The 25,738-nt window shown below is 62.5% G+C and carries 24 protein-coding genes; 15 read left to right on the top strand and 9 right to left on the bottom strand.

Annotated features, from left to right (window positions below; all coding sequences use genetic code 11):
* Positions 1 to 240 precede the first annotated feature (240 nt).
* The 12 genes from K3762_RS17990 (at position 241) to K3762_RS17935 (ending at position 12,998) form a co-directional block, all read left to right on the top strand.
* Complete coding sequence (locus K3762_RS17990; protein WP_120352334.1) at positions 241 to 1,260, top strand: ABC transporter ATP-binding protein; 1,020 nt, start codon at positions 241 to 243, stop codon at positions 1,258 to 1,260.
* Positions 1,257 to 2,366 (top strand): ABC transporter ATP-binding protein, encoded by a 1,110-nt coding sequence (locus K3762_RS17985; RefSeq protein WP_132445346.1) that lies wholly within the window; start codon positions 1,257 to 1,259, stop codon positions 2,364 to 2,366. The genes K3762_RS17990 and K3762_RS17985 overlap by 4 nt, the downstream gene beginning before the upstream one ends.
* A gap of 41 nt (positions 2,367 to 2,407) precedes the next feature.
* On the top strand, positions 2,408 to 3,922 hold the full coding sequence (locus K3762_RS17980) for an ABC transporter substrate-binding protein (RefSeq protein WP_132445349.1): 1,515 nt from the start codon (positions 2,408 to 2,410) through the stop codon (positions 3,920 to 3,922).
* Between the two features lie 67 nt (positions 3,923 to 3,989).
* Positions 3,990 to 4,934 (top strand): ABC transporter permease, encoded by a 945-nt coding sequence (locus K3762_RS17975; protein ID WP_067628831.1) that lies wholly within the window; start codon positions 3,990 to 3,992, stop codon positions 4,932 to 4,934.
* Positions 4,934 to 5,833, top strand: a complete 900-nt coding sequence (locus tag K3762_RS17970) for an ABC transporter permease (protein WP_067628764.1) — start codon at positions 4,934 to 4,936, stop codon at positions 5,831 to 5,833. The genes K3762_RS17975 and K3762_RS17970 overlap by 1 nt, the downstream gene beginning before the upstream one ends.
* 11 nt (positions 5,834 to 5,844) lie before the next feature.
* Positions 5,845 to 7,638 carry a gamma-glutamyltransferase family protein gene (locus tag K3762_RS17965; RefSeq protein ID WP_132445355.1) on the top strand — a complete coding sequence of 598 codons (1,794 nt, stop codon included), beginning with the start codon at positions 5,845 to 5,847 and terminating at the stop codon, positions 7,636 to 7,638.
* Positions 7,639 to 7,641: 3 nt separating this feature from the next.
* On the top strand, positions 7,642 to 8,403 hold the full coding sequence (locus K3762_RS17960; RefSeq protein WP_120352330.1) for a DUF1028 domain-containing protein: 762 nt from the start codon (positions 7,642 to 7,644) through the stop codon (positions 8,401 to 8,403).
* 4 nt (positions 8,404 to 8,407) lie between these two features.
* A complete protein-coding gene (locus K3762_RS17955; RefSeq protein ID WP_120352329.1) occupies positions 8,408 to 9,250 on the top strand; it encodes a sulfite exporter TauE/SafE family protein in 843 nt (280 codons plus the stop codon).
* Positions 9,247 to 9,960: a FadR/GntR family transcriptional regulator gene (locus tag K3762_RS17950; RefSeq protein ID WP_260012881.1), complete on the top strand. Its 714-nt coding sequence runs from the start codon at positions 9,247 to 9,249 to the stop codon at positions 9,958 to 9,960. The genes K3762_RS17955 and K3762_RS17950 overlap by 4 nt, the downstream gene beginning before the upstream one ends.
* Before the next feature lie 192 nt (positions 9,961 to 10,152).
* Entirely contained in the window at positions 10,153 to 11,136 is a 984-nt protein-coding gene (locus tag K3762_RS17945; RefSeq protein ID WP_260012880.1) for a TRAP transporter substrate-binding protein, read from the top strand.
* Between the two features lie 67 nt (positions 11,137 to 11,203).
* A complete protein-coding gene (locus K3762_RS17940; RefSeq protein WP_260012878.1) occupies positions 11,204 to 11,722 on the top strand; it encodes a TRAP transporter small permease in 519 nt (172 codons plus the stop codon).
* Entirely contained in the window at positions 11,715 to 12,998 is a 1,284-nt protein-coding gene (locus tag K3762_RS17935; RefSeq protein ID WP_120352325.1) for a TRAP transporter large permease, read from the top strand. The genes K3762_RS17940 and K3762_RS17935 overlap by 8 nt, the downstream gene beginning before the upstream one ends.
* A 49-nt stretch (positions 12,999 to 13,047) precedes the next feature.
* Here the strand turns inward: K3762_RS17935 and K3762_RS17930 are convergent, their stop codons facing one another.
* Positions 13,048 to 14,544 carry an aldehyde dehydrogenase gene (locus tag K3762_RS17930; protein WP_260012876.1) on the bottom strand — a complete coding sequence of 499 codons (1,497 nt, stop codon included), beginning with the start codon at positions 14,542 to 14,544 and terminating at the stop codon, positions 13,048 to 13,050.
* Positions 14,545 to 14,724: 180 nt separating this feature from the next.
* Between K3762_RS17930 and K3762_RS17925 the strand changes: the two genes are divergently transcribed.
* Positions 14,725 to 15,597: an NAD(P)-dependent oxidoreductase gene (locus K3762_RS17925; protein ID WP_132445367.1), complete on the top strand. Its 873-nt coding sequence runs from the start codon at positions 14,725 to 14,727 to the stop codon at positions 15,595 to 15,597.
* Positions 15,598 to 15,606: 9 nt separating this feature from the next.
* Here K3762_RS17925 and K3762_RS17920 read toward each other — a convergent pair whose 3' ends face one another.
* Genes K3762_RS17920 through K3762_RS17885 form a run of 8 tightly spaced genes read right to left on the bottom strand, consistent with a single transcriptional unit; the run spans position 15,607 to position 23,912 of the window.
* Positions 15,607 to 16,332, bottom strand: coding sequence for an SDR family NAD(P)-dependent oxidoreductase (locus tag K3762_RS17920; protein WP_132445370.1), 726 nt, complete (start codon positions 16,330 to 16,332; stop codon positions 15,607 to 15,609).
* Entirely contained in the window at positions 16,329 to 17,111 is a 783-nt protein-coding gene (locus tag K3762_RS17915) for a cyclase family protein (RefSeq protein WP_132445373.1), read from the bottom strand. The genes K3762_RS17920 and K3762_RS17915 overlap by 4 nt, the downstream gene beginning before the upstream one ends.
* Positions 17,108 to 18,355 (bottom strand): SDR family NAD(P)-dependent oxidoreductase, encoded by a 1,248-nt coding sequence (locus K3762_RS17910; protein WP_260012873.1) that lies wholly within the window; start codon positions 18,353 to 18,355, stop codon positions 17,108 to 17,110. Before K3762_RS17910 ends, K3762_RS17915 begins: the two co-directional genes overlap by 4 nt.
* Complete coding sequence (locus K3762_RS17905) at positions 18,352 to 19,521, bottom strand: thiolase family protein (protein ID WP_132445379.1); 1,170 nt, start codon at positions 19,519 to 19,521, stop codon at positions 18,352 to 18,354. Before K3762_RS17905 ends, K3762_RS17910 begins: the two co-directional genes overlap by 4 nt.
* Positions 19,518 to 21,143, bottom strand: coding sequence for an AMP-binding protein (locus K3762_RS17900; protein ID WP_132445382.1), 1,626 nt, complete (start codon positions 21,141 to 21,143; stop codon positions 19,518 to 19,520). The genes K3762_RS17905 and K3762_RS17900 overlap by 4 nt, the downstream gene beginning before the upstream one ends.
* The gene (locus K3762_RS17895; protein ID WP_132445385.1) at positions 21,140 to 21,619 is read right to left on the bottom strand and encodes an aromatic-ring-hydroxylating dioxygenase subunit beta; all 480 of its coding nucleotides are present in this window, start codon (positions 21,617 to 21,619) and stop codon (positions 21,140 to 21,142) included. The genes K3762_RS17900 and K3762_RS17895 overlap by 4 nt, the downstream gene beginning before the upstream one ends.
* Positions 21,616 to 22,950 carry an aromatic ring-hydroxylating dioxygenase subunit alpha gene (locus K3762_RS17890; protein ID WP_132445388.1) on the bottom strand — a complete coding sequence of 445 codons (1,335 nt, stop codon included), beginning with the start codon at positions 22,948 to 22,950 and terminating at the stop codon, positions 21,616 to 21,618. The genes K3762_RS17895 and K3762_RS17890 overlap by 4 nt, the downstream gene beginning before the upstream one ends.
* Before the next feature lie 11 nt (positions 22,951 to 22,961).
* On the bottom strand, positions 22,962 to 23,912 hold the full coding sequence (locus K3762_RS17885) for a PDR/VanB family oxidoreductase (protein ID WP_132445391.1): 951 nt from the start codon (positions 23,910 to 23,912) through the stop codon (positions 22,962 to 22,964).
* Between the two features lie 137 nt (positions 23,913 to 24,049).
* Between K3762_RS17885 and K3762_RS17880 the strand changes: the two genes are divergently transcribed.
* Positions 24,050 to 24,544 (top strand): MarR family winged helix-turn-helix transcriptional regulator, encoded by a 495-nt coding sequence (locus tag K3762_RS17880; protein ID WP_120352314.1) that lies wholly within the window; start codon positions 24,050 to 24,052, stop codon positions 24,542 to 24,544.
* Positions 24,545 to 24,682: 138 nt separating this feature from the next.
* Positions 24,683 to 25,702 carry a TRAP transporter substrate-binding protein gene (locus K3762_RS17875; RefSeq protein WP_067628729.1) on the top strand — a complete coding sequence of 340 codons (1,020 nt, stop codon included), beginning with the start codon at positions 24,683 to 24,685 and terminating at the stop codon, positions 25,700 to 25,702.
* Positions 25,703 to 25,738 lie beyond the last annotated feature (36 nt).

Raw genomic sequence — 25,738 nt, 5'->3', positions numbered from 1 at the left:
TCATCCTTTCTTAAATACCGTCCGCAATCTCCCCCACACGCCATCCTTGCCAATCAAGCCCCCAACAGACCTTCACAAATCGCTCAAAAATCAAGCATCGCCGTTGATACGGCAGGCAATTTCTGTCGCAACAGATTGACCGAAAAAGGCTTTCCCAAAAATTAAAATCGCCGGATTGACAGCAAGAAACTTGCAACCGCATACTCGACCAATCTGATATTGGTTCAAGAAAGCGGTCCATTGCCCAGCCCTGACATCGGCCTCAACACCGACCCAGACAAGGTTTTGCTCGAAGTGCGCGACTTCAGCCTGCGCTTTCGCGGTGCGCCGAGCGACCAGATCAACCATGTGAACTTCGCGGTCCAACCGGGCAAGACGCTCTGCGTTGTCGGGGAAAGTGGATGCGGCAAAAGCGTGACCTCTTTGGCGATGATGGGGCTGCTGCCCGAAGGCGCTGCGACGATCAGATCGGGCGAGATGGTTTTCGAGGGGCAAAAGCTCGACCTTGCCGATCACACCGCCATGCGCAAATTGCGCGGCAGTCGGATGACCATGATCTTCCAAGAGCCGATGACCTCGCTCAACCCCGCGTTCCGCATTGGCGACCAGATCACCGAAGCCGTGCTTGCCCATAGCAACGCCAGCAAGTCCGAGGCCGAGGATAAGGCGCTGGCGATCCTCAAGCGGGTCGGCATTCCGGCGGCGGAAAAGCGGATGCGTGACTATCCGCATCAACTCTCGGGCGGGATGCGCCAACGGGTGATGATCGCCATGGCGCTGGTGAACGACCCCGCGCTGCTGATCGCGGATGAGCCGACGACCGCGCTCGACGTGACCATTCAGGCGCAAATCCTTGAGTTGATCCGCGACCTTCAGGCCGAGACCGACATGGGCACGATCATGATCACCCACGACCTCGGCGTCGTGGCCGAAATCGCCGATACCGTGGCCGTCATGTACGCGGGCACGATTGTTGAGACCGGCCCGGCGGAGCGCATATTCAACGACCCGCAGCACCCCTACACGATTGGCCTCATGTCCTCGATCCCGCAGTTGAGCGGTCCGCGCGGGCGTTTGGCCACCGTGCCGGGCATGGTGCCCACGACGCAGAACATGCCTGAAGGCTGCCGTTTTGCCACGCGCTGCCCTTTCGCCCAGCCCATCTGCGCCAAGGAACCGCCGCTTGCGCCGCTGGAAGGTGGCCACGCCGTCGCGTGCCATTTCGCCCCGCTAGAGACCCATCTGGAGCAGAGCGCATGACCGACACGATCCTGACCGCGCGCGGGCTAAAGAAACATTTCAAAACCTCGGGCGGCGGCTTGGCGAAAGGGGCCACGGTCAAGGCGCTCGACGGCGTCTCCTTCGACGTGCGCCGCGGAGAGACCTTTGCCATCGTCGGCGAATCCGGCTGTGGCAAATCCACCCTCGCGCGGCTGCTCATGCGGCTGCTGACCCCGACCGAGGGCGATGTGCAGTTTGACGGCAGCGATGTGCGCAGCCTTGCCGGGCGCGACCTGACCGCGCTGCGCCGGGACATGCAGTTCATCTTTCAGGATCCCTTTTCGTCGCTGAACCCGCGCATGAGCGTCGGCAAGCTGGTCGGCGAACCCCTAGAGACGCATTTCCCAAAAATGTCCGCCTCTAAGCGGCGCGGCAAAGTGGCGGAACTGCTGGCTAAAGTCGGCCTGCGCCCCGAGCACGCCGAACGCTACCCGCATGAGTTTTCGGGCGGTCAGCGCCAACGGATCGGGATTGCCCGCGCGCTGGCCTCCGCTCCGAAGCTGGTGATCGGGGATGAGCCTGTCTCGGCCCTTGATGTGTCGGTGCAGGCGCAGGTGATTAACTTGCTGGGCGATCTGCGGGATGAGTTGGGGCTCACGCTGGTGATCATCGCCCATGACCTCGCTGTGATCCGCCATATGAGCGACCGTGTGGCGGTGATGTATCTGGGCCAGATCGTCGAACAGGGCGATGTCGATACGGTCTACAACCACCCGCGTCACCCCTACACCCGGGCTCTGCTCTCGGCCATTCCGGTCGCCGCCCATGGTGCACGCACACCGCAAACCGCGCTTGAGGGCGAGATGCCGAGCCCGGCCAACCCGCCCTCGGGCTGCCGTTTCCACACCCGTTGCCCCTATGCCAAAGAACGCTGCGCGAGTGAGCCGCCTGCCTTACGCGAGACCCGCGCGGGCGAGGGTCATGTCGCGGCCTGCCACTTTTTCGAAGAGATCGCCGCCGCCACGCCGGACCTCGGCCTTGTCGATGCGCCAGAACGTGCCCCCGGCGCGGCGGCACGCTTTGCGCTTTACCAAGACGCCATGCGGGATCGGACAACGCTCCGCCCCCGCCAAGACCAAGAATAACAGGCTAAAACAGACTTAATGAAACGACAGGAGAGTTCGATATGACACTGACCAAAATGACCCTCGCCGCCGCGCTGCTGGGGGCCACGACCCTCGGCGCGCAGGCGGCAGACCTGCGCATCGCGCTGCAATCTGACGCAGATGTGCTGGACCCCGACCAGTCGCGCACCTTTGTGGGGCGGATCGTCTATACATCGCTTTGCGACAAGCTGGTGGACATCACGCCTGATCTGGAAATCATCCCCCAACTGGCGACAGAATGGTCCTTTTCTGAGGATGGCAAGCAACTGACCATGATGCTGCGCGATGATGCGGTTTTCCATGACGGCACACCGTTTGACGCCGAGGCCGTGGCCGCCAACATCGACCGCAGCCAGAACCTTGAGACCTCGCGCCGCAAGTCCGAGCTTTCCTCCATCACCGGCGTCGAAGTGCTGGGTAGCCATGAAATCCGCTTTGATCTGGCCGATGCGGACGCCACGCTGATGGCGCAGTTCGCCGACCGCGCGGGGATGATGGTTTCCCCCACCGCTGCCGAAGCGGCGGGCGATGACTTTGGCCTGAACCCGGTCTGTTCGGGCCCCTACCAGTTCAAAGAGCGTGTGGCCCAAGACCGGATCGTGCTGGAGAAATTCGCCGACTATTACAACGCCGACGAATACCACTTTGACAGCGTGACCTACCTGCCGATCCCTGACACCACCGTGCGTCTGGCGAACCTGCAATCGGGCGACATCGACATGCTTGAACGCCTCGCCGCAACCGATCTGGCGCAGGCCGAGGGCGACAACAGCATCAGTGTCGAAAGCGCCGTATCGCTGGGCTATCAGGGCATCACGATTAATGTGGCCAATGGCGAAAAGGGCGACAACCCTTGGGGCAACGACAAACGTCTGCGTCAGGCGCTGAGCTATGCCATCGACCGCGAAGCGATCAATCAGGTCGTCTTCAACGGTGCCTTCGCCGCGGGCAACCAGCCCTTCCCGCCGAACTCGCCTTGGTACAGCACCGACTTCCCCGTGCCTGAGCGTGACGTAGAAAAGGCCAAGGAACTGCTGGCCGAAGCAGGCTTTGCCGATGGGATCGATCTTGAGGTGCAGGTGCCCAACACCACGATCCCGCTGCAACTGATGCAGGTCGTGCAGTCCATGGCGGCAGAGGCGGGGATCAACATCTCGATCACCTCCAAGGAATTCGCAACGCTGCTGGCCGACCAATCGGCGGGTGACTATCAAGCAAGCCAGATCGGCTGGTCGGGCCGTGTGGACCCCGATGGCAACATCCACCAGTTCATGACCTCCGATGGCGGCATCAACGATTCCAAGTTCTCGAACCCGGAAGTGGATGAGCTGCTGAACAAGGCGCGCAAATCCAACGATCAAGACGTGCGTCGCGAAAGCTACACCGCGGCCCGTGCGATCCTGAACGAAGAGCTGCCGATCGTGTACCTCTATCACCAGACATGGATCTGGGCGCTGGACTCCGACATCTCCGGCTTCACCCCCTATCCTGATGGCATGATCCGCCTTGAAGGTATGAAAAAAGAAGAAGGGTAAAACCTTCTCCATATGCACCGCCGGGCCGGTCCCGGCGGTGCCCCTCCCCTGAGCGAGACGTTTCAAAATGCTGTCCTTCATCCTGCGCCGTCTGGTGATCGCGATCCCGACGATCATCTTGATCTCGGTCTTTGTCTTCACCTTGCAAAAGCTGCTGCCGGGCGATCCGGTGCTGGCCATGGCCGGCGAAGAACGCGACCCGCAGGTGCTGGAATTCCTGCGCGAGAAATACCGCCTGAATGACCCAATCCCGGTGCAATATTTCACTTGGATCGGCAACGCGCTGACGGGGGACTTGGGCATTTCGCTGCGCACCAACCAGCCGGTGCTTGAGCTGATCGGGGAAAAGCTGCCCGTCACGATCCAACTGGCGACGATGGCGATGATCTTTGCCCTACTGATCGGCGTGCCTGCGGGCATCTTCTCGGCCGTTAAGAAGGGCACCGTGACCGATTATGTGGCCAATGTGGTGGCGCTCTCGGGCCTGTCGATCCCGAACTTCTGGCTGGGGATCATGCTGATCCTGCTGGTCTCGGTGAAATGGAAACTGCTGCCCGCCTCGGGCTATGTGCCCCTGAGCGAAGACCCCATCCGCTCCATCACCGTGATGATCATGCCCGCCTTCGTGCTGGGCACAGCGCTCGCCGCCACGCTGATGCGCCACACGCGGTCGGCCATGCTGAGCGTGCTGAGCAGTGACTACGTCCGCACCGCCCGCGCCAAGGGTCTGGTCGAGCGGAAGGTTATCCTCAAACACGCCTTCCGCAATGCGCTGACGCCCATCGTTACCCTGACTGCGCTCTTGTTTGGTGAACTTATCGCGGGCGCGGTGCTGACCGAACAGATTTTCACCATCCCCGGCTTTGGCAAGCTTGTGGTCGATGCGGTGTTCAACCGCGATTACGCCGTGGTGCAGGGGATCGTGCTGGTCACCGCCGTTGGCTTTATCTTTATGAACCTGCTGGCCGATGTCGCCTATGTGCTGCTGAACCCCCGCCTGAGGAAGCAATAATGGCCCAACCTGCCACCCCCATCACCATCGACGCCGAAAGCGCCGCTGATCCGGTCCTCTCTGCCCGTCCGGAAAACCGGGTCTGGAAGAAATTCCGCCACCACCGCAGCGCCATGCTTGGCGGCGTGCTGGTGGTGTTCTTCTGCGCCATCGCTTTGCTGGCCCCGTTGCTGCCCATCCCCGACCCTGCCGCCACCGATTGGGGCGCCGTGCGCAAAGGTCCGTCCGCCGCGCATTGGTTCGGCACCGATGAGCTGGGCCGCGATGTGCTGTCCCGGCTGATCTGGGGGGCGCAGGCGTCCTTGCTGGCGGGGGTCGTTTCAGTCGCCATCGCGCTTGGGCTTGGCGTCCCTCTGGGCATCATTGCCGGGTATTTCGGCGGCTGGACCGATGCGATCATCTCGCGCTGCACCGAAGCCCTGCTGGCTGCGCCCTTCCTAATCCTCGCCATTGCGCTGGCGGCTTTCCTCGGGCCAAGCCTGACCAACGCGATGATCGCCATCGGCATCTCGGCCACGCCGATCTTCATCCGCCTCACCCGCGGTCAGGTGCTAAGTGTCGCTGCCGAAGATTACGTCGAAAGCGCGCGCGCCATTGGCCTGTCGACCCCGCGCATCCTGCGCCGCTACATCTTTCCCAACGTTCTGCCGCCCGTGCTGGTGCAGGCCACGCTGACCGTCGCGACCGCGATCATCGCCGAAGCCTCGCTGTCGTTCCTCGGCCTCGGCCAGCAGCCGCCCGCGCCCTCTTGGGGGTCGATGCTGAACACGGCGAAGAACTTCCTCAATCAAGCGCCATGGATGGCGCTTTGGCCCGGCATTGCGATCTTCATGGTCGTGCTTGGCTTCAACCTTCTCGGCGATGGTCTGCGCGATGCGCTGGACCCGCGCGAACACTAACCGGAGACGACATGACCCCCTTTACCACCCGTCCTGAAATCCGCGGCTCCTTCGGTGTCACCACCTCGACCCATTGGATCGCTTCGACCGTGGGTTTTGGCATCCTCGAAAAAGGCGGCAATGCCTTTGACGCCGCCGTGGCTGCGGGCTTTGTCTTGCAGGTTGTCGAGCCGCATTTGAACGGCCCGGCAGGCGATCTGCCGATCATCTTTCACGACGCGGAGAAACAGGCGACCAAGGTCGTCTGCGCCCAGGGGGTCAGCCCCGCCGCCGCCAAGCTCGAGCATTTCGAGGAACTCGGGCTGAAACTGATCCCCGGCTCGGGGCTTTTGTCGACAGTGGTGCCCGGTGCCTTTGACGGCTGGATGCTGATGCTGCGCGATCATGGCACCATGGGCCTTCGCGAGGTGATGCAGCCCGCGATCGACTATGCCCGCGATGGCCATCCGGTGCTGCCGCGCGTGTCGAACACCATCAAGGGGTTGGCCGAATATTTCGCCGCCGAATGGCCCAGCTCCGCCGCCGTCTGGACGCCGGGCGGCGAAGCGCCAGAGCCCAATGCCAACTTCAAAAACCCCGATCTAGCCGCCACCTATGAACGGATTCTGCGCGAGGCCGAAGCCGCAGGAGAGGACCGCAGCGCGCAGATCGAGGCCGCGCGGAAAATCTGGTCCGAAGGGTTCGTGGCCGATGCAATTTTCGACTATCTAGAAGACGCCTGCGTTCATGACGTGTCAGAGCAAAAGAACAGCGCCCTCTTGGCGCGCGAGGACATGGCCAAATGGCAGGCCAGCTACGAAGACACGCTCACGTATGAGTATCACGGCTGGACGGTGCACAAGACCCACGCCTGGTCGCAGGGGCCGGTGTTTTTGCAGGCCCTCGCCATTCTCAAGCATTTTGATCTGGCCGCGATGGACCCGATGGGCGCCTCCTTTACCCATACGGTGATCGAGGCGATGAAACTCGCCTATGCCGACCGCGAAGCCTATTACGGCGACCCCGAACAGAGCATCATCCCGATGGAAGAACTGCTCTCTGACGCCTATAACGCTGAGCGCGCGAAACTGGTGAACGGCAAAGCGTCCCTTGAGCAGCGCCCCGGCGTGATCGCCGGGTTGGAGCATTTGGCCGAGCGTTATATCGAACGCGCTGCCCGTGATTTCGGCGTTCAGAATGCCGCGCCGCAAGAACCGACGATGGCGCATCTGACCGAAAAACGCGGCGATACCGTGCACCTTGATGTGATCGACCGCTGGGGCAATATGGTCTCGGCCACGCCCTCGGGCGGATGGTTGCAGAGCAATCCGGTCGTGCCAGGCTTGGGCTTTCCGCTGAACTCGCGCGCACAGATGTTCTGGCTTGAGCGGGGCCTGCCCACGTCGCTTGCCCCCGGGCGTCGGCCACGCACCACGCTGACCCCTTCTTTCGCCGAGCATGCAGATGGGCGGCAACTGGTCTTTGGCACGCCGGGTGGCGACCAGCAGGATCAATGGCAGCTGATCTGGTTCCTGCGTTTCGTGCATCACGGGATCGACCTCCAAGAAGGCATGGACGCGCCGCTGTTCCATACCATGCATTTTCAAAGCAGCTTCTTTCCCCGCCAAGCCCTGCCCGGCGAGATGATGATCGAACCCAATGTCGGCGCTGCGGTGATCGACGTGCTGCGCGCGCGGGGGCATATTGTCACCGTGGCCGAGCCGTGGTCAGTGGGGCGGATGACCGCCGCGCTGCGCAATCCCGATGGCAGCCTTCAGGCCGCCGCGACCCCCCGCCTGATGCAGGCCTATGCCGTAGGACGTTGACCCATGACCTATTCCATCATCGCCCGTGATCCCGACAGCCAAGAAATCGGCATCGCCGTGGCCAGCCGCTTTTTCGCCTGCGGGGCTGCCGTGCCCTACATCGGGCGCCGTGTCGCCGTGGCGACGCAGGCTTTCGTCAATCCGCTTTGGGGGACCGAAGGCCGGCGCATGCTGGAAAGCGGTGACCCCGCCGAAGCACTGCTGAAGGAATTCGCCGCGCGCGACGCAGGCCGCGATATCCGCCAGTGCCATATGCTCGACGCCGAGGGGAATTTCGCCGCGCATACCGGTGCGGGCTGTGTCGATTGGGCCGGGCACCGCGTTGGCAGCACTCATTCGGTTGCGGGCAATATGCTGACCGGGCCAGAGGTCGTAGAGGCCACGTTCGACACCTATGCCGCCCGCAGCGATCTGCCGATGGCCGAACGGCTGCTTGCCGCGATGCGTGCGGGCGAAGAGGCGGGCGGCGACAAACGCGGGCGTCAGGCGGCGGGGCTGGTGATCCACCGCGGGCAGGACCACGCCTATCTCGACTTGCGGGTCGACGATCACGGCGATCCGCTTGGCGAACTTGACCGGCTGCTTGAGGTCGCAGGAGAGCGCTATCTCCATGTGGCCGAAGCGATGCCGAGCCTCGACAATTTCTCGGGCACCTCGGACCGCGGACCAATTGATGCCGCGATTGCGCGGGCCGAAGAGGCGCGCAAAGCAGCGGGCAAAGCCAGCCGGTCACTGGCGACAGATGTAGAGACAAAGAAAGATTAACCCGATGAACGCGCTCGATTTTGGCCAGCTTTTGCCCCTCCTCGCCATTGCGGTGACCGCCGGTATTTTTGGCGGTATCCTTGCGGGTCTGCTGGGTGTTGGCGGCGGTATTGTGATTGTGCCTGCGCTCTATCTTGCCCTGTCGACGGCGGGGATGGACCCGGCGATTACCATGCAGGTAGCCGTTGGCACCTCGCTGGCGACTATCGTCTTTACCTCTTTGTCCTCTGGCTATGGTCACTTCAAACGCGGCGCGATTGATATGGACCTGCTGAAACTCTGGGCGCCGTCGCTTTTGGTTGGCGTTGTCATCGGCGCGCTTTTGGGGGGCTATGTCTCGGGGCTGATCCTTGTCGGCGTTTTTGCCACCGTAGCCGCGCTCGTCGCGCTCGACATGATCTTTCGCAAGACCAAAGACGACCCCACGCCGCGCGGCTTTGCCAAGTCCATCTGGGCGGTGCTGGGTGTTGTCACCGGCGGGCTGTCGGCGATGATGGGCATCGGGGGCGGGACCATTGGCGTGCCGCTGTTGAATTTTCTCGGCTACGACATCCGCCGCGCGGTCGGCACCTCTGCCGCAATCGGCTTTATCATCGGGCTGCCCGGCGCGGTGGTCTATGCGCTGACGGGCCTCGGCGCCGAAGGGCTGCCGCCCTTCTCGCTTGGCTATGTGAACCTTGCCGCTGCGGCCATCATCATTCCGCTGACCAGCAGCTTTGCCCATGTCGGAGTAAAATTGGCCCATAGCATCCCCCGAAGGGCGCTTCGGTTTGCCTTTGGAATTTTCCTGATGGTAACGTCATTGCGTATGTTCATTGATTTATTTGAAGCGTTTTCCAACTCATGACTCAGCCCCCCCAGACCGCCCCAAGTGAAGATGAATTGGCCGAGCGGCTGCGCGGAGCGATCCGGCAAGGGGATATTCTGAACGATGGGCGGATGCCGCCCGAACGGGCATTGGCCGAGCATTTCGGCGTGAGCCGCGCGCGGCTGCGGCTGGCGCTTGGCCTGCTGCAAGAGGATGGCACGATCTACCGCCGCCACGGCCAAGGCACCTTTGCCACGCCGCCGCCCGCCACCAATGCCGACAGCCTGCGCCACCTCGCCCGGCAGGTCACGCCAAGCGATGTCATGGAAGTCCGGCTTGAGGTCGAGCCCGCGCTGGCCGCCCTCGCCGCCGACCGCGCCCGCCCGCAAGAGATCGAGCGGCTGGACCAGTTGATGCGCGCCACGCTGAACCTCAGTGATCCCGACGCCTATGAGGCAGCGGATGACATGTTCCACTACAAGATCGCCGAAATGGCCCGGAACCCGCTGTTCCTCACGGTCTACGAATCCATCCGCGCGGTGCGCCGCGAAGTGGCTTGGACCTCGCGCCGCCGCAGCTCTCACGCGCCAGAGACGTTACAGATACTTGGCGAACAACACATGACCCTGAACGACGCCATCGCCCGGCGCGATACGCTCGGTGCGGCCGCAGCGATGGAACAGCATTTGCTGACCGTATCCAAAACCCTGCTCCGTGACCGGGTGCGCAAGATCGAGCTCAATCTCTAGCTGGGTCAGTCCTGAGCACTGTTGGAGTGGTCAAAGGTTGTAGCATCGCGTCGGATCATATCACCAAGGGAACCACCCTCAAAACGCTGTGGATTCATTGTCCACAAAGCGCCCTCAACCCCATTGCCATTTGGAGCGTCCAGCGCTAGCAGTTTTCCTGACCTTGTTAATAAGATCGCTGGAGGATACAAAATGTTCAAAATCACCAAGCCCACGGCAATTATCGCCACTTTGGCCGCGCTCACCGGAGGAGCACTGAGCGCCCAGACCGAAGTCAAGATCGGCTACGCCCTCGCCCCCGACAGCCACTACGGCGTCGCGGCGCAGAAGTGGCAGGAAGTCGTCGAAGCCGAAACCGACGGCAAGTTCAGCTTCCGCCATTTCCCCTCTTCCGGCTTGGGCGGTGAGCGTGAAGTGGTCGAAGGTCTGCAGCTTGGCACCGTCGAGGCGACCATCGTCTCCACCGGCACGCTGAGCAACTTCGTCCCCGCCACCGGTGTGACCGACATCCCCTTCCTGTTCCGCAGCCTTGATCACGCCCGCCGCGTGCTTGATGGCCCCATCGGCCAAGACATTCTGGCCGAGTTTGACGGCGCGGGCATGGTGGCCTTGGCTTGGGGTGAGCAGGGTTTCCGCCACATCACCAACAACCGCAACGCGATCGAGACCCCAGAAGACATCGCGGGCATGAAGCTGCGCACCATGGAAAACCCGGTGCACCTTGATGCCTTCAACGCCGCCGGTGCTGCCCCCACCCCGATGGCATGGCCCGAGGTGATCAGCTCGCTCCAGCAGGGCACCATCGACGGGCAGGAAAACCCGCTGTCGGTGATCGTGTCGGTGAAACTCGACGAAGTGCAAAAGTATCTCACGCTGTCGGGCCATGTGTATTCGCCCGCGATGTTGCTGGTCAGCAAACCTTTCTGGGAAGGTCTGTCGGACGAAGACAAGGCCGCTTTTGAGAAGGGCGCGACCGAGGCTGTGGCTGCCATGCGCGGCTTCGTCGATGATGTCGAGCAAAGCGGCGTCGAAACGCTGAAAGAGCGCGGCATGGAAGTGAACGAGCTGACCGAAGAGCAAAAGGCGACCTTCCGCACCTCGATTGAGAGCGCCTATGAAGGCTACTATGAGACCTACGGCAAAGAGTTGATCGACCAGATCGCCGCGACCGAGTAAGCGCCGCGATGTAAAATCAGACGGCCGGGAGCAGCGCTTCCGGCCGTTTTGCACGGGAGGGGAAACCATGCGCAGATTGGAACAGCTATTCGTCAGGGTGAACGCCGCGGTGGTGATCGCCTGCCTGACGGGGATGGTCTTGGTCGTGGGGGCCAATGTCGCTTTGCGGTTCAGCACCAACCATTCGCTGTCATGGTCCGATGAATCCGCCCGTTACCTGATGATCTGGATGGCCTTTCTGGGGGCTGGCCTTGCCCTGCGGCAGGGTGGCCATGTGGCCATCACCAATCTGCACGACGTGATGAACACCCGGATGCAGCGTATCCTGCGCGCGGTCATCGTATTGATCCTGTTGTTCTTTTTCGCCTTTATGGTTAAAGTCGGCTGGGATTATATGCAGCGGGCGCAGTACCAGATGACCCCGGCAATGCGCCTGTCGTTTCGCTATGTCTATGCAGCTATGCCGGTCGGGTTCACCTTGCTGATCGTGCATCTGCTGCTGATCGCGCGGCCCTTTATCATGGCTGGCCACTACCATCAGCCCGATGGCCAAACCGAAAACATGCCGGGAGCCGCCAATGGCTGAGATCCTCTTTATCTCGCTTTTCGTGCTGATGGTGCTGGGCCTGCCCGTTGCCTTTGCCATGGCCATTTCGGTTTTTGCGGCAATTGGCTTGGGCAGTTCCTATCCGCAGATCGTCGTTGTCAAAGAGATGTTTTCCGGCCTCGACAGCTTCCCGCTTTTGGCTGTGCCCTTCTTCATCCTCGCCGCCGAGATCATGACCGGCGGCGCGATCACGCACACACTTTTGCGCTTTGCGGCACAATTCGTGGGCCACCTGCGGGGCGGCTTGGGCTATGCCAATGTGATCTCCTCCACCATGTTCGCGGGCATTTCCGGCTCGGCCTTGGCCGATGCGGCGGGGCCGGGGGCGATGATGATCCGCATGATGGAAAAAGGCGGCTATGACCGCTCCTACGCCGGGGCGCTGACGATTTCCTCGGCGGTGGTAGGGCCGATCATTCCACCGTCGATCGTGATGATCATCTATGCGCTGCAGGATCAGGAAGTCTCGGTCGGGTCGCTGTTTATGGCCGGTGTCATTCCGGGGCTTTTGCTGGCCTGTGGCAGTCTTGCCGCCAACGGGTGGGTCAGTTGGAAACGCGACTATCGCAGCGCAGATGCGCGCCCCGAGCGGGCGCAGATGTGGCGCAATACATTCATGGCGCTGCCAGCACTTGGGCTGATTGTGCTGATCGTCGGCGGCATCCGGGGCGGTATTTTCACGCCCACAGAAGCCTCGGTCATCGCGGTGTTCTATGCCCTCTTCTGCGGTTTTTTCGTCTACCGCGCGCTGCGCTTGCGTGACCTGCCGGGGCTGATCCTGCGCGCCGCGTTGATTTCGTCCGCCGTTTTGTTGATCCTTGGCGCTGCGCGGGCTTTCGCATGGGTTCTGGTGATCGAAGGCGTGCCGCAGTTTCTGGCCGAGACGATCATTTCATGGGAGTTGTCGCCGATCCTGTTTCTCTTGGCGGTCAACGTGTTGCTGCTGCTCTTTGGCCTGTTTATGGACCCGCTGCCGGGCGTGATGATCTTGGTGCCGATCTTGGCGCCGATCAGCCATGCGCTTGGCATCGCGCCGGACCATTTTGCGATTGTGGTGATCGTGAACCTGACGCTCGGCCTGACGACGCCGCCGGTGGGGAGCCTGATTTTCGTGGTGTCTTCGGCGGTGAACCTGCGCCCTGCGGCGCTGATCCGTGAGATGCCGCCGTTCTTTCTGGCGAATTTTGTCGTGTTGATGCTGCTGACCTTTGTGCCGGCGATTTCGACATGGCTGCCGAAGGTCAGCGGTTTTTAACAGTTTACCGCCCGGCATCAGACCGGGCGGCGTTGCCGGTCGCGTTTCCCTACTCGGTCTGAATCCAAACCGCCTTGGTATCCAAATACGCCTGCAGGTGCTCCACGCCGCCTTCCTTGCCATAGCCCGACATCTTGAGCCCGCCGAACGGCACCGCCGGGTCGATTGCGTGGTACATGTTTACCCAAACCGAGCCCGCTTTCAGCCGTTTCACCGTGCGGTGCGCCGTGCTTAGATCGCGGGTAAAGATGCCCGCCGCCAGCCCATAGGGCGTGGCATTGGCGCGCGCGATCACCTCTTCCATCGTGTCGAAGGGCAGGACAGAGATCACGGGGCCGAAAATCTCTTCCCGCGCGATGGTCATGTCGTCGGTCACATCGGCAAAGATCACCGGCTCAAGAAAGTTGCCGCCTTCATAGTCCGCGCCCTCGGGCCGCGCCCCGCCGGTGACCAGCCGCGCGCCTTCGGCTTTGCCCGCAGCGATATAGCCCTCGACCTTTTCGGCCTGCACACGGTTGATCAGCGGGCCGAGGTCCGTGCCCTCATCCAAGCCATGCCCGATCTTCAGCCCCCGCGCGAAAGCGGCCAGTTTCTCGATGAACTCATCCTGAATTTCGCGCGCCACGAACAGCCGCGAGCCTGCGATGCAGATTTGCCCCGAATGCGCGTAGACCGCCATCGCCGCGACAGGCACCGCCTTGTCGATGTCAGCATCCTTGCAGATGATCAGCGGAGATTTCCCGCCCAACTCCAACGTGATCCGCTTGAGGTTCTCAACGCCAGCGCGGGCGATGGTCTTGCCCGTGGCGGTCGAACCGGTGAAGACCACTTTGTTCACGTCCTCATGTTCGGCCAAACGCGCGCCTGCTTCGCGGCCCGTGCCGGTCACCACGTTGACCACCCCATCGGGCACGCCTGCCTCTTGCATCAACTTCGCGATCATCAAGGGCGTCAGCGGCGCGTCTTCGGAGGGCTTCAATACCACGGTGCAGCCCGTCGCCAAGGCAGGCGCGATTTTCCAGATCGAGGCAGCGGTCGGGGCGTTCCAAGGGATAATCGCCCCCACCACGCCGACCGGCTCGCGCGTTGTAAAAGAGAACATCGATTGCGAGACCGAGTTCTCGATCACATCGCCGTGCAACGCGACCGCCTGCCCCGCATAGAACCGCAGCATCCCGATCACCCGGCGTTTGTTGCCCATAGTCCGCGCCAGCGGCAGACCCATATCGGCGGTGTCCGACACACAGAGCTTTTCCCAATCGCGCTCCATCACATCGGCAATGCGCAAGAGCACCTCTTGCCGGTCATAGGGCGTGAATTTCGACCACGCCCCTTCAAAGGCCCGGCGCGCGGCGGCGACGGCGGCATCGACATCTTCGGCCCCGCCACGCGGCACCGTCGCCAGCGCCCGGCCCGAAGCGGGATCGACCACATTCAGCACCTCACCCGAGCGCGCGGGCACATCCTTGCCGTCGATGAACATCGGGCAGAACTGCCCGTGGTAGAGGGTCTCGGCGATCTGGTGGGGGTCGAAGGTCAGGGTCATATCAGCCTCTTTCAATCAATGGGTCATTCCTATCAACCGATGTGTCGGTTTCAAATATACAAAGCCCTGTTTGGCCGAGAAAATCCGCTACAGCCGCGTTGCGCCATGGCAGACCGCGCGGTAGACCTTTCCCCAAGGGAACCGCGCGCAGGGGTGGCGGTGGCAAGGGGAGAAAAATCCATGAAAATCGGTATGATTGGTGTTGGCCTAATGGGCCACGGAATTGCCCGCAACGTGATGCGGCGCGGGGGTTTTGCGCTTGGCTATTTTGGCCACCCCGGCAACCAGCCGACCGATGAGCTGGACGGGCTGGGGGCCACGGCCTTTGACAGTCTGGGCGATCTTGCCGCCGCATCCGATGTGATCATCCTCTGCGTCACCGGCTCTCCGCAGGTCGAAGCGATCCTGACCGGCGAAGGCGGCGTGATTGCCGGACTGAAGCCCGGTGCGGTTGTGGTCGATTGCTCTACCTCTCTGCCCGCCTCGACGGTAAAGATGGCCGAGGCAGTCAAAGCGGCGGGGGGCGAATTCGTTGACGCGCCAATGACCCGCACCGCGCAATTCGCCCATGAGGGGAAGTTGAACCTGCTGGTCGGGGGGGACGCGGCGGTTGTTGAAAAGGTCTCTCCCGTCCTCGCCTCCTTCACCGACGAGGTCAAACATGTGGGCGAGGTCAGCGCAGGCCACCGTTTGAAATTGCTGCACAACTACGTCTCTGTTGGCTTTATGTCGCTGCTCGCCGAAGCCGCCGCGCAATCGGCAGATGCCGGCATTGATCCGCAGAGCTTTGTCGATGTCTTGGCGGGTGGCGGCGGCGCCAGTGTCGCGCTTGATCGGCTGTCGCCCTTCATCGTAAACGGCGACCGCGAGGCGCTGCCCTTTGCGATCAGCAACGCGTTGAAGGATTTCGACTATTATCGGCAGATGTCCGCCCAAGCCGGCGCGCAGGTTGAGATTGCCGATGGGGTCTATGGTGCCTTGTCCAAGGTCGTCGAGATGGGCGCGGGCGATGCCTATGTCCCTGAATTGGTGCAGCATTTCCGCAAGGGTTAAGCCCTAGGGTCAGAGCGTCAGCGTCCCGATGCTCGACCCGCCACAGACGAAAAGCGTCTGGCCGGTGACGAAACTATTGGCTGGATCGCAGAAGAAGAGAAATGCGTTGGTCACGTCCTCGACTTGCCCCAACCGGCCCACCGGGATGCGTTTGGCAAGCTCTGCTTCGCGTTCGCTTTCTTTCGGGATGATGCCCCAGAAATTGTCGGTCTGCACTGGGCCGGGGGCCACGACGTTGACGGTGATCCCATGCGGTGCAAGCTCCAGCGCCCATGTGCGCGCCATGCCGATCATCCCGGCTTTCGACGCCGAATAGGCGGTGCGCGTCGGGGCGCCCAAGGCCGCGCGCGAGGCGTTGAACATCACCCGGCCAAAGCCGCGTTTTTTCATGTTGGGCAGGAAGGCTTGTAGAAGCGTCAGGGCCGAGCCGAGGTGCAGTTGCGCCAGTCCGGAGATGTCTTCGGGCTTGGCCTCTTCAATCAGATTGGGCCAGATCAACCCGGCGTTATGCACCAGATGGGTCACGTCATAACGCGCCGCGATATCGGCGGCCACGGCGGCGACGGAGGCGGGATCGAGCAGATCGGCTTCGACATGCTGGGCGCCTTCCGCCTCCCATTCCGGCTTACCCCGCGCGATTGAGATCACCCGATAACCGCGCTCCAGCAGCCGCTGCGCCAGATCGGCGCCGATGCCCTTGCTGCCCCCGGTGATGACGGCGGTGTAATTGCTCATGGTCTCGCTCCCGGTATCAGCGCCAGCACCCGCAAGGGGCTGCCGGTCCCGCCTTTAATCTTGAGCGGCGGTGCGATCAGCATGGCCCCGGTGGGCGGCAGTTGGTCGAGGTTGCACAGACATTGCAGCCCGTATTTGCCGGCCCCATGCAGCAGGTAATGCGCCGGAAAGGGCGGGTCGTAATGCATCCCCTGCCCCGCATCGGTGCCGACGGTTTCGGTGCCAAAGCCACGAATGCCGCGCTCCAACAGAAGGGAGATTGCGGCGGGTGTGGGACCGGGCGAATGGGCGCCGTCCTCGCGCATGTTGAGGTAATCCGCGCCGCTGCGCTTTGACCAATCGGTGCGCATCAGCACCCAGACGTCTGCCGGGATCGTGCCGTGTTTGTTTTCCCAATCGCGGATGATTTCGGGGGTCAGTTCAAAGTCATCGTCTTGCCCTGCCCCCTCGGAGCAATCGATCACAACAACCGGACCGATGAAGGCCTCGGGCGGGATTTCATCCACCGCGCCATTTGCCACGTCCTTGCCCGAGACCCAGTGAATCGGCGCGTCGAAATGGGTGCCAGTGTGCTCATTGAGGGTGAGGTTATGCCACTTCCACGCCGGGCCACGATGGTCATAGGCCGAGACCTCCTCCATCCGGAACCGCGCGCATTGGCCGAACTCGGGTGGCAGCACGATCACGGGGAAATCGGGATCAAGCCGGTGGGTCAGATCGACGACCCGGGCCGCGCCGCTTGCCAGCGCATCGGCCAGTGCTGTGATTGCATCGCTCATGCGCCGCTCCCCCGCATCTCACGTTCCATCAGTGCCGGATCATCCAGCCAACGGGCCAGAGCATCCTTGGCCACATCCCCGCAGGCGAGTTCTTCGAGGCCATCAATCAGGCCAGTCACCACCGTCCGCGCCAGCGCGCGGGGGGTGACTTTGGGCGGTGGCAGGGGTTGGTGCCATTCATCGTCTACCGGGCCGGTGTAGACATTCATCACCCGCAGCCCGGACCCGGCAAATTCCGCCCGCAGCGTCTGGCTGAGCGACCGCGCCGCTGCCTGCGAGGCATCGAAGCCGCCAAACCCTGCCTCGGGCGCCAAGGCTCCCGCCGACAGGATGTTCACCCACGCCACTGCCGAATTCACACCATCCGCCGTGCGCGACGCCATCGCCGGGCCAAAGCCCTGCGCCAGTCGCATCAGGCCCAGCACATTGGTCTCCATCCCCTCGCGGGCAAAGATCGTATCATTGCCCAGCACCCCGCCGGGGCGGATGAACTGTGCCGTGTTGATGAGGATATCGACCTTGCCGCCGATCTCTGCCGCAAGGCGCGAGACCGAGGCGGTGTCGGTCACATCAAGCGGCATGAGGCTGACGTTTTCCATCGCCTCAAAAACCGCGCGTCCTTTCCACCGCCGCCAATGTTCCGGCTCGCCCAGAAAGACCTGCGCCGCACCAGCTTTCAAAACCGCTTGGGCCAGCGGCAGAGCCAAGGGGGAGCGGGCATCGGTGATCAGCACCCGCCGGTGTTTCGGGTCGCTCGACATTGCGCGCAGCATTGGATCGTCTTGCATAAATTCGCTTTCCTCTCGCGGCAGGGCCACCATGACCCCCTGCCCAGCCCGGTCCAATTTGAGCGCCAGACGGACGTGATCGCCGCGCCCGACATCGCCGTGCAGATGGCACACCGCCACCGGCCCCGCGGCGAGTTGCACCGTGCCAATGCGCCACGGCAGACGTTCGCGAAAGTAAGGATCGGGCGAGACCCGGATCGTCGTTTCGGCCAGCACCTCGCCCGCCGGTTCAGTTTCGCGCCAATCAAGCGCCACCGACAGGCATTTGCCGCAGGCATCACGCGGTGGATATTGCACCGCGCCGCAATCCGCGCAGTGCTGCAGGGCGAACTGCCCGCGCCCTGCGGCAATCGCCAGCCCAAGCGCCGCGCGCGAGCGTTGGGCAGGCGGCAGGGTCGGCACCGTGCTGCGCTTTTGCGGGTTCTTCGTTTGGGGCGGCATCAATGGTTCGGTCATGCCCCGCCCCCTTCGATGATCGCCGCCGCCGAACAGACGCCCCGGTCATAATTGATCATGCCAAAGCCCGAGACCAGCGCCCGCCGGGCACTTGCAACCTGCGTGCCTTCGGCCTGTCCCGTCACCTGCCGGATCGCCTCGACCAGACCCAGATAACCACCCGCGGCCCCGGCTTGGCCGACCGATAGTTGCCCGCCAGAGGTGTTATGCGGAAAGTCGCCCGAGATCGTCAGATCACGCTGGCGGACGAACGCGGCCCCCTCCCCCTTGGCGCAAAAGCCGAGGTCTTCGAACTGCATCATCGAGATCACCGGGTAGTCGTCGTAGGTTTGCAGCAGGTCGACGCCCTCCGGCCCATGGCCCGCCATGTCATAGAGTTCGTCAATATCCACACCCCAACCGCCGCGCAGTTGCATCGGGTCTTCGGGGTAGGCGTTGTGCCGCTCGATCGTGCCGCTGATCCGGGCGAAGGGCAGATTGCGGCGCGCGGCCTCCTCCTCGCGCATGACCAAAAAGGCTTCGGCCCCCGCGCAGGGCATGACGCAATCGAAAAGCGCAATGGGGTCCGAGATCATCCGTGCATTGAGGTATTGATCGAGGGTGAGTGGGGTCTTCATCAGCGCATTGGGGTAGTGCAAGGCATTGGCGCGTTGGGCCACAGCGATGCGGCCAAAATCCTCGCGCGTGGCGCTGAATTCTTGCATGTAGCGGTCCATCAGCAGCGCGAAACTGGCGTTGGGGCCGCCGAACCCATAGGGAAAGGTGGCATCCATCGAAAAGCGCGAAAACCCGCTGAGCAGGGTGCGAAAACTGTCGATCCGGTTTGCGTCCCCCGCCACGCAGGCGACCACATCCACGTCCCCCGATTGCACCGCCCGCGCCGCACGGCGCAGCGCGATCACCCCGCTGGCCCCACCCGTGGGCACGGTATCAAGCCAGCGCGGGGAAAGTCCCAAATGTTGGGTCAGCCCGACCGGCGTGTCGGGGGCGAGCGAGAAGCTGGAGACCGAAAAACCGTCCAACTCCGTCGGCGCGATTCCCGCTTCACCCAACATCTCGCGCAGGGCGCGGGCGATCCACCAATGCGCGGTCTCGGTGCTGTAGCGCGCGTAGGGAACCGAGATGGGTGCCGCAAGCACCACACCGTCATAGCCCTGACGCCTCATGCCGCTGTCCGTTTCTTCAGCCTGCGCAGGTCTTGCGTGGCAGGGTCGGCGAGCAGGTCGGCGGCCAGCGTTTTCAGCACCCCTCGTTGGAGTTTTTGGGTCGCGGTCAGGGGCAGCGCCTCGACAAAGGCGATGAAGCCGGGGGCCTTGTAGTAGGCAAGTTGGGTGAGGCACCATTGGGTGATCTCTTGCGCCAGCGCGGCGGGATCGGCGGCGCTGTCTTTGGCAACGATACAGGCAAAGACCTCATCCCCGCGCACCGCGTCGGGCACGGCGGCGACGGCGGCGCTGGCCACGGCGGGGTGGCGCATCAGGGTCGATTCTACCTCAACCGCTGCGATGTTTTCGCCCGAGCGGCGGATCACGTTTTTCTTGCGGTCAACGAAATACATCGCGCCATCCGGAGCACGGCGCACGATGTCGCCGGTGTGAAACCAACCGTCCGACCATGCCTCATTCGTGGCTTCGGCATTTTTGAAGTAGCCCGCGAAGAACCCGCGCCGAGGGTCGGGACCGGCGCGGCGCACCAGCAGCTCGCCTTGATTGGCCTCTTGCCCGGCATCATCGACCAGCCGCACATCCAGCCCACCCTCGGGGGCACCAAGACAGCTTTCGCCCACCCTCCGGGGTTCGCGGTTGGCGCAGATCACGGCGCCCGCGCCCGTTTCGGTCATGGCCCAAGCCTCCACCAACGGAAAGCCGAAGCGCGCCTCAAACGCGGCGTGGAGTTTTGGGTCGACCCCTGCGCCAAAGCCGAAGCGCAGGGCGTGATCGCGGTCGGCTTCGCTTTCTTCGGCCCCCATCAGCATGGATGGCATGACACCAAGGTAGTGCAGGCAGGTCGCCCCCGAGGCCCGAACCGAGGCCCACCAGGTGCGCGGATGGAACCGATCAAGCGCGGTCAGGCAGCCGCCAACGGCGATCATCGCCATAAAGGAATAGGCCATCGCGTTCATGTGGAAGATCGGCAGGGGCGTAATCATGCGCTCGCGGTCTTGCGACAGGGCGCAGAGCCCACCCGTGTCGGCGTACCACCGCCCGGCGTCGAGGAAATAGGTATTGGTGAGGATGCAGCCTTTGGGCTGGCCCGTGGTGCCGGAAGTGTAGAGAAGTGCGGCTTCCGCGTTCTCCGCGCCGCCATTATGCGCCGCGATGGCCGTGAACGTGACCGGCGATGGGAGTGGATCGCCCGGTGCAATCACCGGCATGTCGCGCCCCGCCTGCCGCGCCGCCGCGCGCAGGTCATCGCCCCGCGAAGGGATCGCCACGGCCAAAACAGGCTCGGCGTGGTCGATCATATAGCTCAGTTCCGCCGCGCGCAGATCGGGGTTCACCGGCACGACCGACAGGCCCAAACCGTTCAGCGCCAGCCACCAGAGGAAAAAGGCCGGGCGGTTCTCCACCAGCAGCATGACCCGCTGGCCGGGAAGGTAGCCCGCCGCCGCGATGTTCTCACGCAAAGCCGCAACCTCGCGCGCGGCTGCGGCATAGCTCACCTCGCCCGCCGCGATGCCGTAGGTTTCCGCCGTTTCTGGCAAGACATTGAGAAAGGCGCGGTTAGGATGCCGCGCGGCGGTGTCCTGAAAGGCCGCGTAAACCGTTGCGATCTCTGGCGCGATCATGGCAGCAACTGAATGTTGCGAAAGGCTGCATCGCAATTGACGATATCGACCCGTTTGTTGGCAATCCGAAGCGCGCCATCGACCATGGCCAACTCATGCCGCGCGGTGATGGCGAGCAGTTGCTGCTCATCAAGCCGCGTCTCAACGTAGTGCATGAAGGTGGTCGTGACGAAACGCCCCGCCTCCATGTCCATCTCATCCACGAAAGGCCGCTGGATCACATGATGGCAGCGGCTTTTTGGCTTTTGGCTGAAGGTCCGTGCGCCGTTGAGCCGTTCGACGCGCAATTTTAGCATGAACATATCCTCATACATCAACGACGTTTCGTTGATCGGATCGGTCTGCTGATAGTCCAGCGGCATCCAGTAATGCCCGTCCGCCAGCCAGAGGTTCAGCCATTCGGTATAGCGCCCCTCGTCCAACATGCGCGCTTCGTCATAGATGAAGTCGATCAGGCACTCGCGCGTCACGCTCATTCCGCTGCCTCCGCTGTTTGGCTCATGGTCATGAACTTGACCCAAGCGTGGAATTGGTTGCGCATCTGGCGTTCGGTGGTGCCGTTTTCGACCGCTTCCACTTCAAAATCTTCGTCGTCTTCGATCAGGCGTTGGATGTTCACCCATTCCAAACCGTCGACCATCAGACCCTCTTGGGCGCGCTCGTACATTTCCAAGTCGTCATGGCCGACGATGGAGGTCGGCGCGTTGATCATGCGGTTGTACATCGCGGTGCGGGCGGTCAGCTCTTCCGGGGCGTCGACAAGGCGGTAGATGTAGCTTTCCACCACCGTGCGGTCCGCCGCGATGGGGATGAATACGCGCAGCTGCTGGATCGGGCCCTTGATCATGATGTTCGGGAAATAGACCGTGTTGTGGCGGTTTTCGTCCAAGATCGCCTTGGCTTTCTCCTCTCCATAGCTGTCGCAGAGCGCTTCGAAATAGCCGGGGATGGCGGCGTAATCCGAGTGGATTGAATGGTTTACGCCCGTATGCCCGTGGCCATTGGGCCAAGTGCGGATGCCCATGCCTTCGAAGAATTCGTAAGGCGACATGAAGGGGGCGATGATCTCCATCGCGGGGGGCTTGGGGGCACCTTCGGGGAGGTCCATTTCCTCGTAGAGTTTCACCGCCGTCCCGGCAGAGCTTTCGTGGGCTACCATCGGGTGGCAGGTGTCGGTCTGGTTTTCGACCAGCATCTTCCAGTTGCAATGATGCATGTAACGCAGCGGCGGGCCGACGACTTCGAGCCGTCCGGCGGGGGAACGGTCCACCATATTGTCGAGCGAGGTCAGGCTCGCGCCAAAGAACTCTTCGAAGCTGATGCCCTCTTCCGCGAGCCGGGCAAAGATGAAGCCGCGGTAGTTCTTCACATCGCCAACGCTGCGCATGCCCTTGCCGCTGTCGGTCTCTTCCAGCCCGGTATTTTGGTAGCCTTTTTTGAGCGGGATCGCCAGAAGGCAGCCGTCGGTTTTGAAGCTCCATGCATGATAGGGGCAGCGGAAGAACTTGCCGGTGTTGCCCTGCCGGTCGATGACGATTTTCGTGCCCTTATGCGGGCAACGGTTCAGCAGCACATGGATGTCGCCGGTGGAATGACGCACCTGAATGACCGGCTGGGTGCCGATGTGGGTGCTGAAATAATCGCCCTTGTTCGGCGTCTGACTTTCATGGCCGACAAAGACCCACGCATTGGCGAAAAGATGCTTCATCTCTTGTTGGAACACCTCCGCGTCGGTGTAGATATCGCGGTGCACCTGATGTGGCTGCACGAGGGCGGCCAGTGCCGCCGGGCTGTCGTAACGTCCCATGAGTTCCTCCCTCAGATGTCGAGTACAAGGCGCGGTGATTTGGCGCGGCTGACGCAGATTTGCATGACATTGCCTGCCGCGCGTTCCGCCTCAGACAGCACCACGTCGCGGTGATCGGGCGTGCCGCTGATCACGTCGCATTGGCAGATGCCACAGTCGCCGCGCTGGCAGTCGTACATGACATCGACGCCCCCCGCCTCCAGCACGTCGATGATGGATTGGCCGGGCGGGATGGTGAAAACCTCCCCGCTTGAGGCTACTTCGACCTCGAAGGCGCTGTCGCCCTGCTGCTCTTGGGGTGCGTCGAAGAGTTCGAAGTGGATGTGGTCAGGCGCGATACCAGCGGCTTCGGCCTTCGCCTTGACCGCGTCGATCAGCCCTTTGGGGCCACAGACATAGAAATGCGCGTCGCCCCCCGCAGAGGCAATCACCGCATCAAGGTTCAGCGCGCTGTCGTCATCGTCACAATGCAGATGCAAGGCATCGCCAAAGGTCGCGCGCAGGGTATCGCGATAGGCCATCAGGGATGAGCTGCGGCCTGAGTAGTGAAATGCAAACGCCTGACCAGCGGCCTTGAGCGTCGCCGCCATTGAGATCATCGGCGTGATGCCAATCCCCCCCGCCAGCAGCACCGCAGGCGCGTCTTGGGTCAGGGGGAAGTCGTTCTTCGGCGCGGCGCAGGTGATTTCTGCCCCCGGTTTCAGCCCGTGCATATGGGTTGAGCCGCCCTTGCCCTCAGGTTCGCGTTGGACGGCGATGCGGTAGCTCTCGGGGGCCTCGGGAATCGGATCGAAGGAGATCAGAGAATAGGCGCGGGTGTCGCCGTCGGGCAGATCGAAAAGCACATGGGCGCCCGCCTCCCACCGCGGCAGCGCGCTGCCATCTGCGGCTGCGATCTGGAACTCACTGATGCGATCGGTCAGCGCTGTGACCTCCCGCACAATAGCGTTGATCTTCGTCATGTGATGTCCTCCCGTGGTAAACAATATGATTTTTCATATAGTTTCGGTCAAGGGTTTTCTTGCCAAGCGCGAATTTGACCGCCATTTAGGGGTGCCGAGGCGCAAGGAGCCCTCTTTTCATCAAAGGCTTAACAGGTGTGACGCAACAAAAGACCGACGCAACCTCTGACAAAGACACGGGTCAGGAGGGGGGATTCGTCTCCGATTACCTGCTCTATTTGTTGGCGGCGGCCAGCGATGTGGCGAGCGCACAGTTCCACGCGCAGGTGCGCAAGGCGGGGCTGCGCGTGCCGGAATGGCGCGTGCTGGCCTGTCTGTCGGACACCGATGGCGCGATGATCACGCAACTGGCTCGGCAGGCGCTGGCCGAGCAATCACGACTCACCCGGATCATCGCCCAAATGGAGGAACGCGGCCTGCTGATCCGCCGCAGTGACCCCGCCGATGGCCGCCGCGTGCGGGTCTATCTGACCGATGCGGGCCGGGCGCTGGCCGCCGAACTGGTGCCGCAAGCGCGCCGTCATGAGGCCGCTTTGATCGAAATGCTCAAGGGCAATGAGGGCGCGCAATTGAAACCGGCGCTGAAATCCTTGCTGGCCGCCTTGGACGACACTGCGGATCAACGCGGCTGATCGCAGCCCTTGCCCTGCGCGCAAAAAATGGTTCCAATCGTGCTGTAAATGTGAATACATGAAAAAGCATATACTTGGCGGCACGGGTTTGGGAGAACCCCGCCAAGGCATATCGAACGGTATGGGGAGGAGCCCAAAATGACCAAATTCACCAAGTTTCTCACGACGAGTGCGCTTGCGCTCTGCACCGCGACCGGCGCGTTTGCCGCCGAGACGCTGACCATTTCCACTTGGCTGCCACCAAGCCACCCGGTCAACACCGGCATGTTCACGCAACTGACCGACATGATGTCGGAAGCCAGTGATGGGCTGATCGAGACCGAGCTGAAAAACGGCCTTGCCCCGCCGCCCGCGCAGATGGACCTGTTGCTGGACGGTGCCGCAGATATCGCGATCCTGTTTCATGGCTACACGCCCGGTCGTTTCGTCGGCACCAAGCTGGTGGAAATCCCCGGATACGAGGGCAATGCCGAGGCGGCTTCGGTCGCCCATTGGCGCGTGCATGAAGCGATGCTGGCCGAGTTGGACGAGCACCGCGGCGTGAAGGTTATTGCGCTGACGACCCACGGTCCGGGGCAGATTCACTCCAACAAAGAAGTCGCCTCGCTGGAAGACCTCCAAGGGCTTAAAACCCGTCTCGGTGGCGGTGTTTCGGCGGATGTGGGGGCGGAGCTTGGCCTCGTCGGCATTCAGGTGCCCGCGCCCAAGGTTTACGAAACCCTCGATTCCGGTGCCGCTGACGCGGTGGCGATGAACATGGGCGAGCGGATCAGCTTTAAACTGAACGAAGTCGCCAAGAACGTCTATGAAATGCCCGGCGGGTTTTACCGTGGTTCCTTCTCGGTCATCATGAGCCAAGAGACCTTTGACAGCCTGCCCGAAGACGTGCAGCAAAAGCTCGACAGCGAAGTTTTTGGCGAGACGGCGAGCCGCATGATGGGTGCCGTCTGGGATCAGAGCGACGTGGACGCGCGTGAGGCGACCGAAGCCGCAGGCGACAACAAGATCGTCACCGCCTCTGAAGAAGATCAGGCCCGCTTTGCCGAAATGGCCGCCAAGGTGCGCGACAAGGTGATCGCCGAGTTGGACGAGGCCGGTGTCGATGGGCAGGCCGCCTATGAGATGATGCGTGAGGAAATGGCAAACGCCAGCCAGTAACCCCCACCGCCAAAGGGGCCGGTCGCAGCAGCGGTC

It is taken from the genome of Sulfitobacter sp. W074, assembly GCF_025142275.1.
In the GTDB taxonomy this organism is placed as follows: Bacteria; Pseudomonadota; Alphaproteobacteria; order Rhodobacterales; family Rhodobacteraceae; genus Sulfitobacter; species Sulfitobacter profundi.
The sequence above is the reverse complement of the archived record's forward strand: the minus strand, read 5'-3'. Positions and strand labels throughout refer to the sequence as shown.

Coding starts and splice junctions, on each gene's coding strand:
- K3762_RS17985 (WP_132445346.1), top strand. CDS start 1,257: ATGACCGACACGATCCTGACCGCGCGCGGGCTAAAGAAACATTTCAAA.
- K3762_RS17885 (WP_132445391.1), bottom strand. CDS start 23,912: ATGACGAAGATCAACGCTATTGTGCGGGAGGTCACAGCGCTGACCGAT.
- K3762_RS17925 (WP_132445367.1), top strand. CDS start 14,725: ATGAAAATCGGTATGATTGGTGTTGGCCTAATGGGCCACGGAATTGCC.
- K3762_RS17895 (WP_132445385.1), bottom strand. CDS start 21,619: ATGAGCGTGACGCGCGAGTGCCTGATCGACTTCATCTATGACGAAGCG.
- K3762_RS17915 (WP_132445373.1), bottom strand. CDS start 17,111: ATGAGCGATGCAATCACAGCACTGGCCGATGCGCTGGCAAGCGGCGCG.
- K3762_RS17910 (WP_260012873.1), bottom strand. CDS start 18,355: ATGACCGAACCATTGATGCCGCCCCAAACGAAGAACCCGCAAAAGCGC.
- K3762_RS17935 (WP_120352325.1), top strand. CDS start 11,715: ATGGCTGAGATCCTCTTTATCTCGCTTTTCGTGCTGATGGTGCTGGGC.
- K3762_RS17945 (WP_260012880.1), top strand. CDS start 10,153: ATGTTCAAAATCACCAAGCCCACGGCAATTATCGCCACTTTGGCCGCG.
- K3762_RS17975 (WP_067628831.1), top strand. CDS start 3,990: ATGCTGTCCTTCATCCTGCGCCGTCTGGTGATCGCGATCCCGACGATC.
- K3762_RS17900 (WP_132445382.1), bottom strand. CDS start 21,143: ATGATCGCGCCAGAGATCGCAACGGTTTACGCGGCCTTTCAGGACACC.
- K3762_RS17965 (WP_132445355.1), top strand. CDS start 5,845: ATGACCCCCTTTACCACCCGTCCTGAAATCCGCGGCTCCTTCGGTGTC.
- K3762_RS17980 (WP_132445349.1), top strand. CDS start 2,408: ATGACACTGACCAAAATGACCCTCGCCGCCGCGCTGCTGGGGGCCACG.
- K3762_RS17920 (WP_132445370.1), bottom strand. CDS start 16,332: ATGAGCAATTACACCGCCGTCATCACCGGGGGCAGCAAGGGCATCGGC.
- K3762_RS17940 (WP_260012878.1), top strand. CDS start 11,204: ATGCGCAGATTGGAACAGCTATTCGTCAGGGTGAACGCCGCGGTGGTG.
- K3762_RS17930 (WP_260012876.1), bottom strand. CDS start 14,544: ATGACCCTGACCTTCGACCCCCACCAGATCGCCGAGACCCTCTACCAC.
- K3762_RS17905 (WP_132445379.1), bottom strand. CDS start 19,521: ATGAGGCGTCAGGGCTATGACGGTGTGGTGCTTGCGGCACCCATCTCG.
- K3762_RS17960 (WP_120352330.1), top strand. CDS start 7,642: ATGACCTATTCCATCATCGCCCGTGATCCCGACAGCCAAGAAATCGGC.
- K3762_RS17875 (WP_067628729.1), top strand. CDS start 24,683: ATGACCAAATTCACCAAGTTTCTCACGACGAGTGCGCTTGCGCTCTGC.
- K3762_RS17970 (WP_067628764.1), top strand. CDS start 4,934: ATGGCCCAACCTGCCACCCCCATCACCATCGACGCCGAAAGCGCCGCT.
- K3762_RS17955 (WP_120352329.1), top strand. CDS start 8,408: ATGAACGCGCTCGATTTTGGCCAGCTTTTGCCCCTCCTCGCCATTGCG.
- K3762_RS17890 (WP_132445388.1), bottom strand. CDS start 22,950: ATGGGACGTTACGACAGCCCGGCGGCACTGGCCGCCCTCGTGCAGCCA.
- K3762_RS17950 (WP_260012881.1), top strand. CDS start 9,247: ATGACTCAGCCCCCCCAGACCGCCCCAAGTGAAGATGAATTGGCCGAG.